At 69.8% G+C, this 14,161-nt stretch carries 12 protein-coding genes, 1 tRNA gene and 1 pseudogene; 10 read left to right on the forward strand and 4 right to left on the reverse strand.

Annotated features, from left to right (window positions below):
- The first annotated feature begins 242 nt into the window (after window positions 1-242).
- From ABZ642_RS08260 to ABZ642_RS08270, 3 genes and pseudogenes are all read left to right on the forward strand, one after another.
- Window positions 243-1,670, forward strand: coding sequence for an MFS transporter (locus tag ABZ642_RS08260; RefSeq protein WP_360479080.1), 1,428 nt, complete (start codon window positions 243-245; stop codon window positions 1,668-1,670).
- A 45-nt stretch (window positions 1,671-1,715) separates the two neighbouring features.
- Window positions 1,716-1,789 (forward strand) — tRNA-Pro (locus ABZ642_RS08265).
- 379 nt (window positions 1,790-2,168) lie between these two features.
- Window positions 2,169-2,579: pseudogene (locus tag ABZ642_RS08270) on the forward strand (IS200/IS605 family accessory protein TnpB-related protein); the annotation flags it as partial.
- Here the strand turns inward: ABZ642_RS08270 and ABZ642_RS08275 are convergent.
- Complete coding sequence (locus ABZ642_RS08275) at window positions 2,548-2,970, reverse strand: SDR family NAD(P)-dependent oxidoreductase (protein ID WP_360479083.1); 423 nt, start codon at window positions 2,968-2,970, stop codon at window positions 2,548-2,550. The pseudogene ABZ642_RS08270 and the gene ABZ642_RS08275 sit on opposite strands and share 32 nt — an antisense overlap.
- A 90-nt stretch (window positions 2,971-3,060) precedes the next feature.
- On the opposite strand from ABZ642_RS08275, the gene ABZ642_RS08280 reads away from it, so the two are divergent.
- Window positions 3,061-3,216 carry a hypothetical protein gene (locus tag ABZ642_RS08280; protein WP_360480142.1) on the forward strand — a complete coding sequence of 52 codons (156 nt, stop codon included), beginning with the start codon at window positions 3,061-3,063 and terminating at the stop codon, window positions 3,214-3,216.
- 344 nt (window positions 3,217-3,560) lie between these two features.
- Here ABZ642_RS08280 and ABZ642_RS08285 read toward each other — a convergent pair whose 3' ends face one another.
- Window positions 3,561-3,689 (reverse strand): hypothetical protein, encoded by a 129-nt coding sequence (locus ABZ642_RS08285; RefSeq protein WP_360479086.1) that lies wholly within the window; start codon window positions 3,687-3,689, stop codon window positions 3,561-3,563.
- Between the two features lie 229 nt (window positions 3,690-3,918).
- Between ABZ642_RS08285 and ABZ642_RS08290 the strand changes: the two genes are divergently transcribed.
- From ABZ642_RS08290 to ABZ642_RS08315, 6 genes are all read left to right on the forward strand, one after another.
- Complete coding sequence (locus ABZ642_RS08290) at window positions 3,919-4,581, forward strand: hydrolase (protein WP_360479089.1); 663 nt, start codon at window positions 3,919-3,921, stop codon at window positions 4,579-4,581.
- Window positions 4,582-5,037: 456 nt separating this feature from the next.
- The gene (locus tag ABZ642_RS08295) at window positions 5,038-5,724 is read left to right on the forward strand and encodes a YoaK family protein (protein WP_360479092.1); all 687 of its coding nucleotides are present in this window, start codon (window positions 5,038-5,040) and stop codon (window positions 5,722-5,724) included.
- A 136-nt stretch (window positions 5,725-5,860) separates the two neighbouring features.
- A complete protein-coding gene (locus tag ABZ642_RS08300; RefSeq protein ID WP_360480145.1) occupies window positions 5,861-7,795 on the forward strand; it encodes an amidohydrolase in 1,935 nt (644 codons plus the stop codon).
- A 60-nt stretch (window positions 7,796-7,855) separates the two neighbouring features.
- Window positions 7,856-8,344, forward strand: a complete 489-nt coding sequence (locus ABZ642_RS08305) for a DoxX family protein (protein WP_360479095.1) — start codon at window positions 7,856-7,858, stop codon at window positions 8,342-8,344.
- 90 nt (window positions 8,345-8,434) lie between these two features.
- Complete coding sequence (locus ABZ642_RS08310; protein ID WP_360479098.1) at window positions 8,435-9,295, forward strand: oxidoreductase; 861 nt, start codon at window positions 8,435-8,437, stop codon at window positions 9,293-9,295.
- A gap of 152 nt (window positions 9,296-9,447) precedes the next feature.
- Complete coding sequence (locus ABZ642_RS08315) at window positions 9,448-10,683, forward strand: helix-turn-helix domain-containing protein (RefSeq protein WP_360479101.1); 1,236 nt, start codon at window positions 9,448-9,450, stop codon at window positions 10,681-10,683.
- A 372-nt stretch (window positions 10,684-11,055) separates the two neighbouring features.
- Here ABZ642_RS08315 and ABZ642_RS08320 read toward each other — a convergent pair whose 3' ends face one another.
- Window positions 11,056-12,291, reverse strand: a complete 1,236-nt coding sequence (locus ABZ642_RS08320) for an MFS transporter (protein ID WP_360479104.1) — start codon at window positions 12,289-12,291, stop codon at window positions 11,056-11,058.
- Between the two features lie 9 nt (window positions 12,292-12,300).
- A complete protein-coding gene (locus tag ABZ642_RS08325; RefSeq protein ID WP_360479106.1) occupies window positions 12,301-13,926 on the reverse strand; it encodes an AMP-binding protein in 1,626 nt (541 codons plus the stop codon).
- Window positions 13,927-14,161 lie beyond the last annotated feature (235 nt).

Raw genomic sequence — 14,161 nt, forward strand, 5'->3', positions numbered from 1 at the left:
ACGAGGGTGAACCGGAGGGATTCCTCGACTTCGGTTGAAGCGGAGGGTTGCCTCCAGTACAGTGGAGGGGTACCTCCACTTTAGCAGTGCGGAAAGGGCCCGCCATGGCCGGACGCGGCCTGCGCCCGTGCCCTTCCGCACCGACCCAGACATCGCTTTCCCCGCGCACTTTCCCTGCGTGCTCCCTTCGTTCTTTCCCTTCGTTCTTTCCCTCCGTGTCCGATGTTCGGAGAGGCTCCTTCATGCCCCGGAAGTCCACCCGCCTCACCTTCGCGGTCCTCGCGACCGGTGCCGGCGTGTTCTCCATGCTCCAGTCGCTGGTCGCGCCGGCCCTGCCGACCGTCCAGCACGCCCTGCACACCTCGCAGTCCAACGCGACCTGGGTGATGACGGCCTACCTGCTGTCCGCCTCGGTCTTCACCCCGATACTCGGCCGCGTCGGCGACCTGACCGGCAAGAAGCGCACCCTCGTCGCCGTCCTGCTGGCCGTCCTGGCCGGCTGTCTGCTCGCCGCCCTCGCGCCGAACATCGGCGTCCTGATCATCGCCCGGGTCGTCCAGGGCGTCGGCGGCGCCCTGTTCCCGCTCTCCTTCGGCATCATCCGGGACGAGTTCGCCCCGGCCCAGGTCAGCGGCAGCATCAGCAACCTGTCCGCGGTGATCGCGGCCGGCGGCGGCGTCGGCATCGTGGCCGCCGGACCCATCGTCTCCGCGCTGGACTACCGCTGGCTGTTCTGGATCCCGGTCGGTGTGGTCGCCGTGACCGTTCTCATCGCCGCCCGCTATGTGCCCGAGTCGCCCAAGAGGGCCCAGGGCAGCGTGAGTTGGCTCGGCGCCGGGCTGCTCTCCACGTGGCTGGTGGCGCTGCTGCTGCCGCTGAGCCAGGCCGGGCAGTGGGGCTGGGGCTCGGCCAAGGTGATCGGCCTGTTCGGCACGGCCGTCGTCCTGTTCGCGGTGTGGCTGCTCGTCGAGGCCCGCTCCCGCACCCCGCTGATCGACCTGCGCGTCATGCGGCTGCCCGTCGTCTGGACCACCAACGCCGCGGCCCTGCTGTTCGGCGCGGGCATGTACGCCCTCTGGTCCTTCCTGCCCGGCTTCGTCCAGACGCCGTCCTCCGCCGGATACGGCTTCGGCGCCAGCGTCACCGCCTCCGGGCTGCTGATGCTCCCGATGCTGCTCGCGATGTTCCTCTCCGGCATGCTCAGCGGCCGGCTGGAGCCCAGGGTGGGCGCGAAGGCGCTCCTCGCCGCCGGTGCGGCCTTCGGCGCCCTCGCACTCGGCCTGCTCACCCTGTGGCACACCGCCCAGTGGCAGATCGCCGTCGTCTCCGGCCTGTTCGGCCTCGGCATCGGCCTGGCCTTCGCCTCGATGGCCAACCTCGTCGTCGGCAGCGTGCCGCCCGAGCAGACCGGTGCCGCGACCGGCATGAACGCCAACATCCGTACCATCGGCGGCTCCATCGGCGCCGCGCTCACCAGCGTCCTGGTCACCGGCCGGCTCCAGCCCTCCGGACTGCCCTACGCCTCCGGATACACCCACGCCTGGGCGCTGCTCACCCTGTTCTGCCTGACCGCCGTCGGGGCCGCGCTCCTGGTGCCGGTCCGCCGCGGACAGCGCGTCACCGCAGCGGTCACGGAGCCGGCGGCAGCAGCACCGGTACGCGTGCGGTAATGTTCACCTGCGTGATCACGCGGCATCCGCCGCGTGACTCCGCAGCGGGACGTGGCGCAGCTTGGTAGCGCACTTGACTGGGGGTCAAGGGGTCGCAGGTTCAAATCCTGTCGTCCCGACTTTACGAAGTCGCGGGTCAGGGGCTGTTTCGGAGCGATCTGAAACAGCCCCTCGACTGTTTCGGGGACCAGTTGGGGACCAGCGCACTTGACTGCGTTGAGGCGCCCCTTGACCCAGTCAAGGTGTGCCATATGGTCCGTCGACGTGCACACTTTCCGCCCTCCGCGGGCCGGTGCCGGAACGGTCGCGTCCATTCATTTGACGCTCCTGCCGGGAACCGCCGGTGCCCGTTCCTGTGTTCCGGGTTGTGGTGTCGTGAATCGTGTGGGCTTCCGCGGACGACGCCCGTCCCCGAACCCTGGTAGACGCACCCGCCCGGATCCGCGTCGAGGTTCGGCCGGAAGTGTCGAGCAAGGCAGCCGACGCGACCGCACACTGGTCAAACTCCCGGCCCCGCTCGCCCATCTGGCCAACGCCCCGCACGGCCGGTACGTGCTCGCCTGCCGGGTCGCCTTCGCGCACCGCGGGCCCGAGTGGGCGGACCGGGTGGCGGCGAACCGCGCGGTTGCCTACCGCATCCATCTCGATGCGGCACGGGGCCGCTGGTATGTGACGGCCTCCTGGCAGGTCCCGGTGTCGAAGACCGTCTCGATGGCCGCCGCCCTCGCGCACGGTGTGATCGGCGTCGACACGAACGCCGGTCACCCCGCTGCCTGGCGCCTGGACGCCCACGGCAACCCGATCGGCAACCCGCGCGGGTTCTTCTTCGACCTCACGGGCACCGCGCAGCATCGTGATGCCCAGGTCCCCCACGCCCTCACCCGGCTGTTGAACTGGGCCAGAACCTGTTGATGATGACGCCTCGCTCGCCCTCGTCGTCGGGGACTTTGTTCAGCATCGCCGCGGCGGCCCGGCTCATGACGTTGAAGGTGCCCACGAGACTCGTGGCGACCATGCGAGTGAACTCGGCCGGGTCCGCCGGTGTTCCGTCCGCCTCGGTCAGCTGGACCGCGGCGATGTGGGCCGCGGAGTTGACGTTGATGTCGAGCGTGCCGAATCGGTCGAGGGCCGCGTTGACGGCGGCGGCCGCCTGGTCGGGGTCGGTGATGTCCGCGCCGGGACCGAGAGTGTTGCCGCCGAGGACGACGTGAGCGCGGCGTTCGGCGAAGTGCCGGGCTACGCCCAGCCCCTGCCCGGAGGTGGCTCCGGCGATGAAGGCGGTTTTTCCTTGGAGGTTCATGGGGCCGGAGGTGACCCCTTCAGGAGCGGAGTGTCTCAGGCGCGGGACCACCCGCTGTGCGAGGTGGGCGAGTTGGTGCTCGACCGAGGCATGGCCGACGCGCACGCGGAGAGGGAGCAGGCGGCGTTCGAGTCGGACGACCAGGTGCCCGGCACCGGTCTTTCACCTGGCCGCGGCCAGGTGGCCCGTGGGTGCTCCTGCGGTGATGAGCATCGCGCCCGGCCGGGTGAACAACCGGCACCGTGACCGGATCATGCCGCCAGGCGGCTTCGCACTCCGTGGCGGCAGCCCGCCGTTCCGCGTGCTTGCCGGCGCGGGTCCGGGCCGGCTGATCGTCGGAGCCGTGGTCGCAGGATGCGCAAGGGCAAGGAGGTGTGCACGGCCGCCAACCGCTTCGTCGCCGGATGCGCGTGCTGTGCTGAGCTGATGCGGTCGCCGGGCGGTGCGGCCCCAGGGCGCCACCCACGCCCGCCTTGGTCGCGACCCCGGCTCGGGCGTCTTCCGGGCGCCTGGGGGAAGCGGTTCCCGCAGGTGGGCGTGGGTGGCGCCGTGGTCGTCGTCGGATGTGTCGCGGCAGTCACTGTTCCCCGTCACTGCTGCCAGGCCCGATCGCTGTGGCGGGGAACGTGGACGTTCTTGTCGGGGCCGGTGAGGATTTTGACGTCGATGTGCAGCGCGACGGTCAGAACCGAGTGGTGCACGTCACCCGTTACGTTCATGATTCAACTTCTTACATGGAAATACTTTCTCTGGAAGAAGGTTTGAGCTGAGCGTCCTGCCCGGGGTCGGATCACCTGCCCTGGCGTGACACCCAAGGAGGCCGCGATGTCGGCATCCAAGAACGAATCGCAGGGACTGATGGCACGGGTCGGCCGCCTTTTCGGCCGATCCGCCGCGAAGCACGCCAGGCGTGAGTCCCTGTCTCTACTGGAAGAAGAGGAACCCGTCATGTTCAGCGCTGCCAACGTCCAGGCCGCTCCCAGCCCGGACCTGCTCACGCCCGACAACTCGGTCATGCTGTTCGTCGACCATCAGCCGCAGATGTTCTTCGGCACCGGCAGCGGTGACCGCACCTCGATCATCAACGCCACCGTGGGTCTGGCCAAGTCCGCCAAGGCGTTCAACGTCCCGACGGTGCTGACCACCGTGGCCGCGGAGTCGTTCTCCGGCCCGATCCTGCCGCAGCTGGCCGGGGTCTTCCCGGGCCAGGAGCTCATCGACCGCACCACGATGAACGCCTGGGAGGACAGCCGGGTCGTCGAGGCGATCAAGGCGACCGGCCGTCGGAAGCTCATCATCTCGGGTCTGTGGACCGAGGTCTGCATCGTGCTGCCGGTGCTGTCCGCGCTCGGTCAGGGCTACGAGGTGTACGTGGTGGCCGACGCCTCCGGCGGCATCACCCCCGAGGCCCACGAGCACGCCGTCCAGCGCATGGTCAGCGCCGGCGCGGTGCCGGTGACCTGGGTCCAGGTCCTGCTCGAGCTGCAGCGTGACTGGGCCCGTACCGAGACGTACCTGCCCGTCATGGACATCGTCAAGGAGCACGGCGGCGCCTACGGCCTCGGCGTCGTCTATGCCCAGTCCGTCATCGGCGCCCACGCCGCCGGCTGACCCTCATCTGGCCCGCCGGCCCGGGAGCGCCTCGCCCCGGGCCGGCGCCGGCCCATTGTCCACAGGACCTCGACGCGCACGACGTTCGGGGAATTCGAGGGGCGCGGAGGTCGTCCCGCGTCGCACGGTGAACGCACCCGCCGCAGGCGGGCGCCGAACCGTGCGCGAACAGCGGTCGGTTGGACGGCCTCTGAAGGGTGCCGTCGCCTGCGGGACCTGGCGCGGCAGCTGGGTCGCCGGCCGACGGCCCGCGACCGTGAGCGCTGGGGCGGTGCCTCCTGCCCACGGCTACCGGCCGGATGACCGAGGGCCCTGGCGAAGAACTTCGATCGCATCCTGGGCACCGCCCGGGAGCCGACCCGTGCCCGCGGCAGAGCGTCCAGCCGATGCGACGGGCCGCGTCCGCACGCGAGAACAACCCGAATCGGACATGGGCTGCGGCCCAAGGAAACGACAGTGAACCTCAATCATTCCTCGGCGCCCGGAGCGCCGGGCCGTCGTGAGCCGCTCCTGCCGGCCCTCATGACCGTGACGACGGTGAGCGGCCTCATCGACGCGATCAGCTATCTGGGGCTGGGGCATGTCTTCACCGCGAACATGACCGGAAACGTGGTCATCATCGGCTTCGCCGCCGTAGGCGTCCCCGGCTTCTCCGTGCTCGGCTCGCTGGTGTCGCTGGCCGCCTTTCTGGCCGGTGCGGTGGTGGCCGGTCGTCTGGAAACCGTGCTGCGCCGCCGCGGTCCGTCGAGTTGGCTGCGCCGGATTCTGGTTCTTGAAACGGTTCTGCTGGCCGTGGCGACCCTTGTCGCGTTCGCCGCGACTCATGCGGTCCCTGCGCTGATCGCCTTGATCGCGCTGGCCATGGGCCTGCGCAACGGGACGGTCCGCAAACTCGCCGTGCCGGATGTGACCACGACGGTGCTGACGCTCACTTTGACGGGACTGGCATCCGACTCGACTCTGGCAGGCGGTACCAATCCGCGCGCCGGGCGCCGACTGGCCTCCGTACTGGCGATGCTGGCCGGGGCGCTGGGGGGAGCCTTGCTCGTGCGGCATGTGGGGCTTGGCTGGCCCCTGCTGGTCAGCACGTTCGGTACCGCTGCCGCGGCTCTGGTCGTGCCGCGCGGCACGACCTCCGACTGACGCGGCCCGCCGGTCACTCCCACCTCGCCCGGCCCGTCGGTCACCGCCGCCCTGCCGCGGCCCTGCGGTAGCCGCTTCACCCCTCACACAGCTTCTGAGAACCCCCCACTTACTGGAGATGATCCCCATGGCCACTATGCCTGTGGCTGGCCTTCCCCCCGTCACCGATGAGAAATCAGCCGAGGCCACGGTGCGCAATGTGCACCTCGGCATCGAGTACCCCGCGGCCCACATCGCGGACGTGGTGGTGCGCAACGCCAAGCTCTACACCGGTGCCCCGGGCCGTCCGCAGGCCAGCGCGGTCGCGATCAAGGACGGCAAGGTCACGGTGGTCGGCGACGACGCCGACGTGGCCCGTCTGATCGGCCCGAACACCCGGGTGGTGGACGCGCTGGGCCGCCGGGTCATCCCCGGCCTGAACGACTCTCACCTGCACGTGATCCGGGGCGGGTTGAACTACGTCCTGGAACTGCGCTGGGACGGTGTGCCCACGCTGCGCCAGGGCCTGGCCATGCTGCGCGAACAGGCGGCCCGCACCCCCAAGGGCCAGTGGGTCCGCGTCGTCGGCGGCTTCTCCGCCAGCCAGTTCGCCGAGAAGCGCCTGCCCACCGTCTCCGAGCTCAACGCCGCGGCCCCGGACACCCCGGTCTTCGTCCTCAACCTGTACCAGTCGGCGATCATGAACCGCGCCGCCGTCGAGGCGGCCGGCTTCACCAAGGACACTCCCGACCCGCGCGGCGGGCAGATCGTCCGTGGCCCGAACGGCGAGCCCACCGGCATGCTGCTGGCCGCCCCGGGCGCCCTGATCCTGTACTCCACCCTGGCCAAGGCCCCCACCCTCCAGGGCGAGGACCTCAAGACCTCCACCCGTCACTACCTGCGCGAGCTCAACCGCTTCGGTCTGACCTCCGCCATCGACGCGGCCGGCGGCTTCCAGAACTTCCCCGACAACTACGGCACCGTCATCGACCTGGCCAAGGAAGGCCGTCTGTCGCTGCGCATCGCCTACCACCTCTTCCCGCAGACCGGCGGCCAGGAGGTTGCCGACCTCAAGCGCTGGATCGAAATGGTCCGCCCCGGCGACGGCGACGAGTGGCTCCGGCTCAACGGCGCCGGCGAGAACCTCACCTGGGCCGCCGCCGACTTCGAGAACTTCTCCCAGCCCCGCCCGGAACTCGGCCCCTACGAGGCCGAGTTCGAGCAGGCCGTGCGTCTGCTGATGGAGAACGGCTGGGGCTTCCGCCTGCACGCCACCTATGACGAGACGATCCGCCGTGACCTCGCGGTCTTCGAGAAGCTCGCCGCCGACGGCCTCTTCCCTGCCGGTAACCGCTGGCTGTTCGACCACGCGGAGACCGTCTCGAAGGACAGCCTGGACCGGATCGCCGCCCTCGGCGGTGCCGTCTCCGTCCAGAACCGTATGTCCTTCCAGGGCGAGAACTTCGTCCGCCGCTACGGCGCGGGTGCGGCCGCGGAGGCCCCGCCGATCCACGCGATGCTGGAGCGCGGCCTGACCGTCGGCGCCGGCACCGACGCCACCCGGGTGTCCTCCTACAACCCCTGGGTCGCCCTGCACTGGCTGGTCTCCGGCCGCACCGTCGGCAACCTGGCCATCTACCCGCCGGAGAACCGCGTCTCCCGCGAGAAGGCCCTGGAGATGTACACCCAGGCCGGCGCCGAGCTCACCGGAGAGCAGGATGTCAAGGGCATCCTCGCCCCCGGCTACTACGGTGACCTCGCCATCCTCTCCGACGACTTCTTCAGCGTCGACGAGCAGGACATCCCGCACATCGAGTCCCTCCTCACCGTCACCGGCGGCCGCATCGTCTACGCCGCCGGCGAGTACGAGGGCCTGGACGAGCAACTCCCGCCGGTGAGTCCGCTGTGGAGCCCGGTGGCGCATTTCGGCGGCTACCAGGCCACCGTCAAGCCCAGCATCCCGGGCGCGCGACAGGCCGAACTCCTCGGCCAGGCCGTCGCCGAATCCGAACAGCACCGTCAGTGGCGTGTGGCCCGCGGCTTCACCCCCGAGGCCGCGCCCGAGATCTTCGACGCCTGCTTCGTGCTGTAACGCACCCCACACCCCGACTCACCGCTCCAGTACCACCCACCCACGCATGAGGAGAGTGCGATGAACACCGGATTGCTCATCCTGAGGCTGGCCCTCGGCCTGCTGTTCGTCGGGCATGGCATCCAGAAGGTCAGCCACCGGCTCGGAGGCCACGGGATCGAAGGTGGAGCGGAGGAGTTCCGGGCAGACGGGTTCCGCGGCGGCCGCCTCACAGCGGCCGCCGCGGGAGGCGGGCAGATCGTCGCGGGCCTGCTGTTCACCGCGGGAGCGCTCACCCCCCTTGCGGCCATCATCGCGGCGGGAGTCATGACGGTCGCCGTCACGGTGAAGTGGCGCAACGGACTCTGGGTGCAGAGCAACGGCTACGAGTATCCGCTCGTGCTGCTGATCCTGCCGGGCGTGCTGACGCTCACCGGACCCGGCCGCTGGTCGGTCGACCAGGCCATCGGCCTGCTTCCCTGGGCCCCATGGTGGACAGCCGCGGCCGTCGGCCTCGGCATCGCCAGCGGACTGATGACCCGCGCCCTTCTCGGCGGCAGTCGCTACTGAACCATCGCATCACGCATAGATCAGTGCATACAAACATGCACTCCATCCGACTTGATTTTCCGGAAGATCAAACGAACGAAGGGTATTGGCATGTCCACTTGGTTCATTACCGGCGCGGCCCGCGGTTTCGGCCTGGAGATCGCACGCCAGGCACTGGAGCGGGGTGACAAGGTCGTGGCGACGGCCCGCAACCCCAAGGCCGTGCAGGACGCCCTCTCCCAGTACGGGGACAGCCTGCTCGCTGTCGCCCTGGACGTCACCGACGAGGCGCAGGCCCGTGCGGCTGTCGAGGAGGCCGTGCAGAAGTTCGGGACGATCGATGTCCTGATCAACAACGCGGGACGCGGTCTGCTGGGCGCGGTGGAGGAGACCACCGACGCCGCGTTCCGCTCGGTCTACGACACCAACGTCTTCGGTCTGGCCAACGTCACCCGTGCCGTGCTGCCGGTCATGCGCCGCCGGCGGTCGGGCCGCATCCTCAACGTGAGTGCCGTCGGCGGCTTCAGCAGCGTGGCGGGCTTCGGCGTCTACTGCTCCACCAAGTTCGCCGTGGAGGGCCTCTCGGAGGCCCTGCGTGCCGAGCTGGCGCCGCTGGGGATCCAGGTCACGGTCGTCGAGCCGGGATACTTCCGCACCGACTTCCTCGACGCCACCAGCCTGCACACGGAGGACCAGGTCATCTCCGACTACGCCGCGACCGCGGGTGCCGTGCGTCAGGCCGTCCCGGGCCTCAACCACGCCCAGCCTGGTGACCCCGTCAAGGGGGCCAGGGCCATCCTCGTCCTCGCCGACGCCGCGAACCCGCCGGTCCGCGCGCAGCTCGGCGGCGACTGCCTGGCGGAGATGGATCGCAAGATCGCTTATCTGCGGGAGGAGACCGACGCCTGGCGGGAGCTTGCCCTGTCCACGGACCACGACGATGTGAAGGGCGCCGTCCGACCCGCCGCGTGACCCGCATGAGTCAGACGACATGCAGGTGCACCTCGCAATCCATGGGAAACGGGCCACCCGACCTTGGTTCTGCGAGGCAGCGGCGCCGTGCCACGGTGCGAGTTGTCACTCCGGCGGTAGCGTAGACAGGGAGACCCTCTGATCGGTCGGAGATGACCATGGTCGATGAGGAGATCAAAGCCCTGGCGGCCGTGTTGCTCGAACGTGTCGGGGAGCTGGCCAAGGAGATGGCGGCGCGCGTCCGAGCCGGCTCGCACGACTACCAGTACGACGCGGTGCCCGACGAGGAGCTGGAGGAGGCCTGCCGCAAGCATCTCGGCAACGCACTCGGCGCGTTGTCCGGACAGGAACCTCTGGACACCACGGTCGCGGCCCGCATCGGCTGTGGACGCGCGCTGCAGGATGTGCCGCTTCCCACGGTGATGACGGCCTACCGCATCGGCCTGAAGTACTTGTGGGAGACAGTGGTCACCGAAGCCACCGAGAACGCCCATGTGGAGTGCGACGTGCTGGTCGCAGTGGCCTCGGCGATGTGCGAGATCCAGGACAACATCACCCAGGCCATGGTCTCCGGGTACCACGACACGGTGGCCCAGCGGATCCTCGCCAGCGAGCATGAGCGTTCGGCGCTGGTGGAGGCGCTGCTGGAGGGCAGAGCCATGGACGCCGACGCCGTGTTGTCCGCTGCGGAGGTCATGGGAGTGCCGCGCAACGGTCCCTTCGTCGTGGTCGTCGCGGAGGTGCCGCAGATCGGTCGGCAGGCCCTGCCGGACGTCGAGGACGTCCTGAACCGGCGTGGCATCCGCTCCTTCTGGCGGCTTCGCCCCGATCTCCAGCAGGGCATCGTGTGCCTGCGTACCCTGCGGGAACTCGGCGACCTCACCGAGGTGTTGCGCCGCCACGCGGAGCAACGCGTAGGGGTGAGCCCCTCCTACAACGAACTGATCCGGACGGGGGAAGCTCTGCGCTTCGCCAAGGTAGCCATGCGTGCCGGCGACGCGGAGAGCGCCGCCGTGACCGTCTTCGACGACTCTCCGGTCGCGGTCGCGTCAGCCGGCGCGCCCGACGTGATGGCACACGTCGCCAGCAACGTCCTCGGTCCGATCGAGGCCCTGCCGGCCGGCGAATGCGCTGTGCTCCTGGACACGCTGGACGCCTGGCTCGGCTGCGGCGGATCGGCCGACGAGGCCGCCAAGCGCCTGTACGTTCACCCCAACACGGTGCGCGCGCGCCTGCGCCGCATCTCCGAGCGTACCGGCCGCTCCTTCACCGATCCCCGGGGCGTCACCGAACTCTTCCTCGCCCTGTGCGCAGTGCGGCAGATGCCGAAACCCCCGTCCGCGGTGCTGCCCGGCGCCATGGGGACGTTGAAGACAGCGAGCAGCTGAACCGATCGGTATCCGGGCTGAGTTGCCCCTCGCCGCGACTGCTCGTCCCTCGATGCCGACACCTCGGACCCGACGACGACCTTGGCGACGTCGTGGTCCATGTCCGGCATCTTCGCCGTGCCGCGGCAGCAACCCGAGCAGACAGTGACTGTGCCGTGCTCCGCCGCTTCGGCGCCGCCGGCGGCGGGTGCCGACCGGCGCCTCACACAATTCGCATACTCGGTGGCTCAGGGGACCTGCGCGCCCCGGATGACACGTGGAGGCAGTTTTCCACGCGGATGTTCCTCTGCACATCCCACCCCTCGCGGACGGTGGCCGGGGTGCTCCTGGGTGCTGCTGCCCGGCATATCCGGTACGTCGGGGCTGCCGTGCTCACCGCGCCGCTCGTCGCCGGAGCGCCGGAGCCAGAGACAGCTGCCCCAGTGCCGCCAGCAGGCACAAGGCGGCACAGGTCAGCCAGAGGGGTGTGGAGCCGATGACGAGGAGGCGGGTGCCGATGATCGGCGCGATCAGGAAGCCGGTTCCCCAGGCCATTCCGATCAGACCGTTGTAGCGGCCGCGGAGAGAGGCCGGTGCGAGGTCGGCGACGACGGCCGCGGTGATGGCGAAGACGAGGATTTCTCCCAGGGTCGACACCGCGACGGCCACGGCGTACACGACGGTTGTCGAGGCGACGGCCGTCACCGTGTTGCCGCAGGCCGCGACGGCGAATCCGGTGGCGAGCAACCGGCTCTTGTCGTAGCGGGCCAGCCGGTGGCCGATCAGCGGCTGTATCGCGATGACGACGACACCGTTGACCCCCATGACCAGTCCGTAGGCGCCGCTGGACATGGTGGTGCTCCGCATCGCCAACGGCAGGGTGGCGAAGGCCTGTTGGAAGACGATCGCGTAGACCACGATGATCCCGGAGAAAGCCAGCATCGCCCGGTCCCGCAGAGGGGTGCGGAACCCGCCGGCCGTACGGTCGTGGGCGGCCGGGCGGGTTTCGGGGATGGCGAGCCACACCAGTACGCCGAAGACCGTACAGGCCGCCGCGTCCAGCCAGAAGAGCAACTGGTAGTCATGGGAGGCGAGGTAGCCGCCCAGGACCATGGCGAACGAGAAGCCGAGGTTGATGGCCCAGAGCAGGAGGCCGAAGGCCCGGGTCCGGTCGGCGCCGGGCACCGCGTCGGCGACCAGGGCCTGGGCGGCGGGGCGGAAGAGGTCGATCGTGATGCCGAGCACGAAGCAGGCGAGGACGAGCACCGTGAGGCTCCGGGCGTGACCGAGCACCAGCAGCGTCGCGCCGTTCGCCAGCATTCCGCCGGTCAGCGCGACGCGGCGGCCGAAACGGTCCGCGAGGAATCCGCCGAGCGGCTGGGAGATCACCGAACCGATGCCGACGACGGCCAGGATGAGCCCGGTGGTGCCGAGGGAGACGTCTCTGACGCCGGTCAAGTAGAGGCTCAGGAACGGATTGACCATGGAGCCCAGGCGGTTGACCAGGGATCCGCCCCACAACACCCAGAAGGCGCCGGGTAGTCCGCCCGCCCGCACCCGTACGAACGTGCGCAGCCGCCCCTCGCGGTGCCCGTCGGACTTCGGGGAGGGCGCGTCGATTCTGCTCAAGGCTCTCTCCTACGGGGCGTACGAGTGGGGTGCGGAGGCCGCATGCGCGCCGTCCGCCAGCGCCCCACGGTCGACCTTGCCGTTCGAGGTGGTGGGCAGGCTGTCCAGCAGTTGGATCTCCTGCGGAACCATGTACGCGGGCAGCGTCTGCGCGCAGAACTCGCGCAGGTCGCTCGCCTCGCGTGTGCCGCCCGCACCACTCACGTCGTGCACCGTGAGGACGACGAAGGCGGCCAGTTGCCGGCCTCCGCCGGGGAGCCCCAGCGGCATGGCGGCCACGGCGGCGACGCCGGGGAATTCCGCCAACCGCCGTTCCACCTCCCTCAGTTCGACGCGATTTCCGTTGATCTGCACCTGGGAATCGGTCCGGCCGCAGAAGTGGAACTCGCCTTCCGGCCCTTGGACTGCCAGGTCTCCGGTGCGCAGGACGACCTGGCCGGACTCCGGGGACAACGGGTCGGGGACCAGCGCCGCCCGGGTGGCCTCCGGATCGTCCCAGTACCCGGAGAACAGTGCGGGGCTGCGCAGATGGATCTCGCCGGGGACGCCGGGCTCGTCCACGACCTGGCCGGCGTCGTCGCAGAGGAGCATCTCGGCACCGGGATGGGCGATCCCGATGGAGAGCCGCTCCACCGATTCGGGGAGGGGGTTGGGCACGTCCGCGAAGGAGCAGGCCATCGACTCGGTGCTGCCGTAGCAGTTGATGATGCGGGCGTGCGGCAACAGCTGCTGGAGCTGCCGCAGTTCGGGCAGCGGGAACTCCTCGCCGCAAAAGAGCACGCCGCGCAGCCGGTTGAGTGCGGCCAGTCGGCCGGGCTCGTACCGCAGCGTCTGTCGCCAGATCGACGGTACGCCGTTGACCTGGGTGGCACCGGTGTCGCGCAGTGCCCGCAGCAGATGCCGTGGCCAGCGCACCAGGTGCTGCTGGACGGGCACCACGCAGGCGCCGCTGCCCAGCGCGAGGCCGATGTTCAGCAGCGAGAAGTCGAACTGCAGCGGTGAGGTGCTGGCGATCCGGTCCTCGGGCGTGGCGATGTGGTGCGCCAGCATGCCCCGGTAGAAGGCGACCACCGCCCGGTGGCTCATCACCACGCCCTTCGGCCGCCCGGTGGTGCCGGAGGTGAAGATCATGTACGCGGGGTCGGTGACACACGCCGTGCGGCGCCGGGGCGGTCGCTGCTCAGGCGCGCGTTCGACGGTCAGCCCCTTCGCGTCGAACCGGGCCGTTCCGACGGGGTGCGGGACGTCCTCGCGTGCGCCGGCCATCGTCTGGAGGTGAAGCGCCGGCCGCGTGGCGGCGATGATGGCCTTCAGCCGCTGTTGCGGTATCTCCGGGCTTACCGGGACAAAGGTGAGGCCGGTTCGGGAACAGGCGAGAAACATCGCTATGGACAGGGCGGTTGTGTCGGCCTCCAGGATCACCCGGGCGCCGATCTCGATGCCGAGGGCGTTGAGCCCGGCCGCGTAGGTGTGCGCCAGGGAGCCGAGTTCCGCGTGGGTGGTCACGGTGGTGTGTCCGGCCCGCGCGGACTCGATGACGGCGGGAGCGTCGGGCGTGTGCCGGCCCGGTCCGAGCAGGAAGTCATGGAGGAACTCCCCGGCGGAACCGGCTCGGACGGGTGGCTGCTGGCTCACGTTGCTGAGACCCCTCGTTTCGTGCGCGAACGGTGATCGTGATCCGGGGCGGGCCGGGCGGTCGGCAGGCGGGTGGAGCCGAGTCGGCCAAAATTCCGGTATGCGGAAAATAGATTCCGATTATCAGCGAGCAGGCTCTCATGTCCGTAGCGGGGGCGGGGGGTGACGTGGATCACTTCTGTGGGGGTGGAGGCTTCGATGGGGTTTTCTCCGGTGCGGGGCGCTGGTGCGGAGT

The organism is Streptomyces sp. NPDC007157 (assembly GCF_040634235.1).
In the GTDB taxonomy this organism is placed as follows: Bacteria; Actinomycetota; Actinomycetes; order Streptomycetales; family Streptomycetaceae; genus Streptomyces.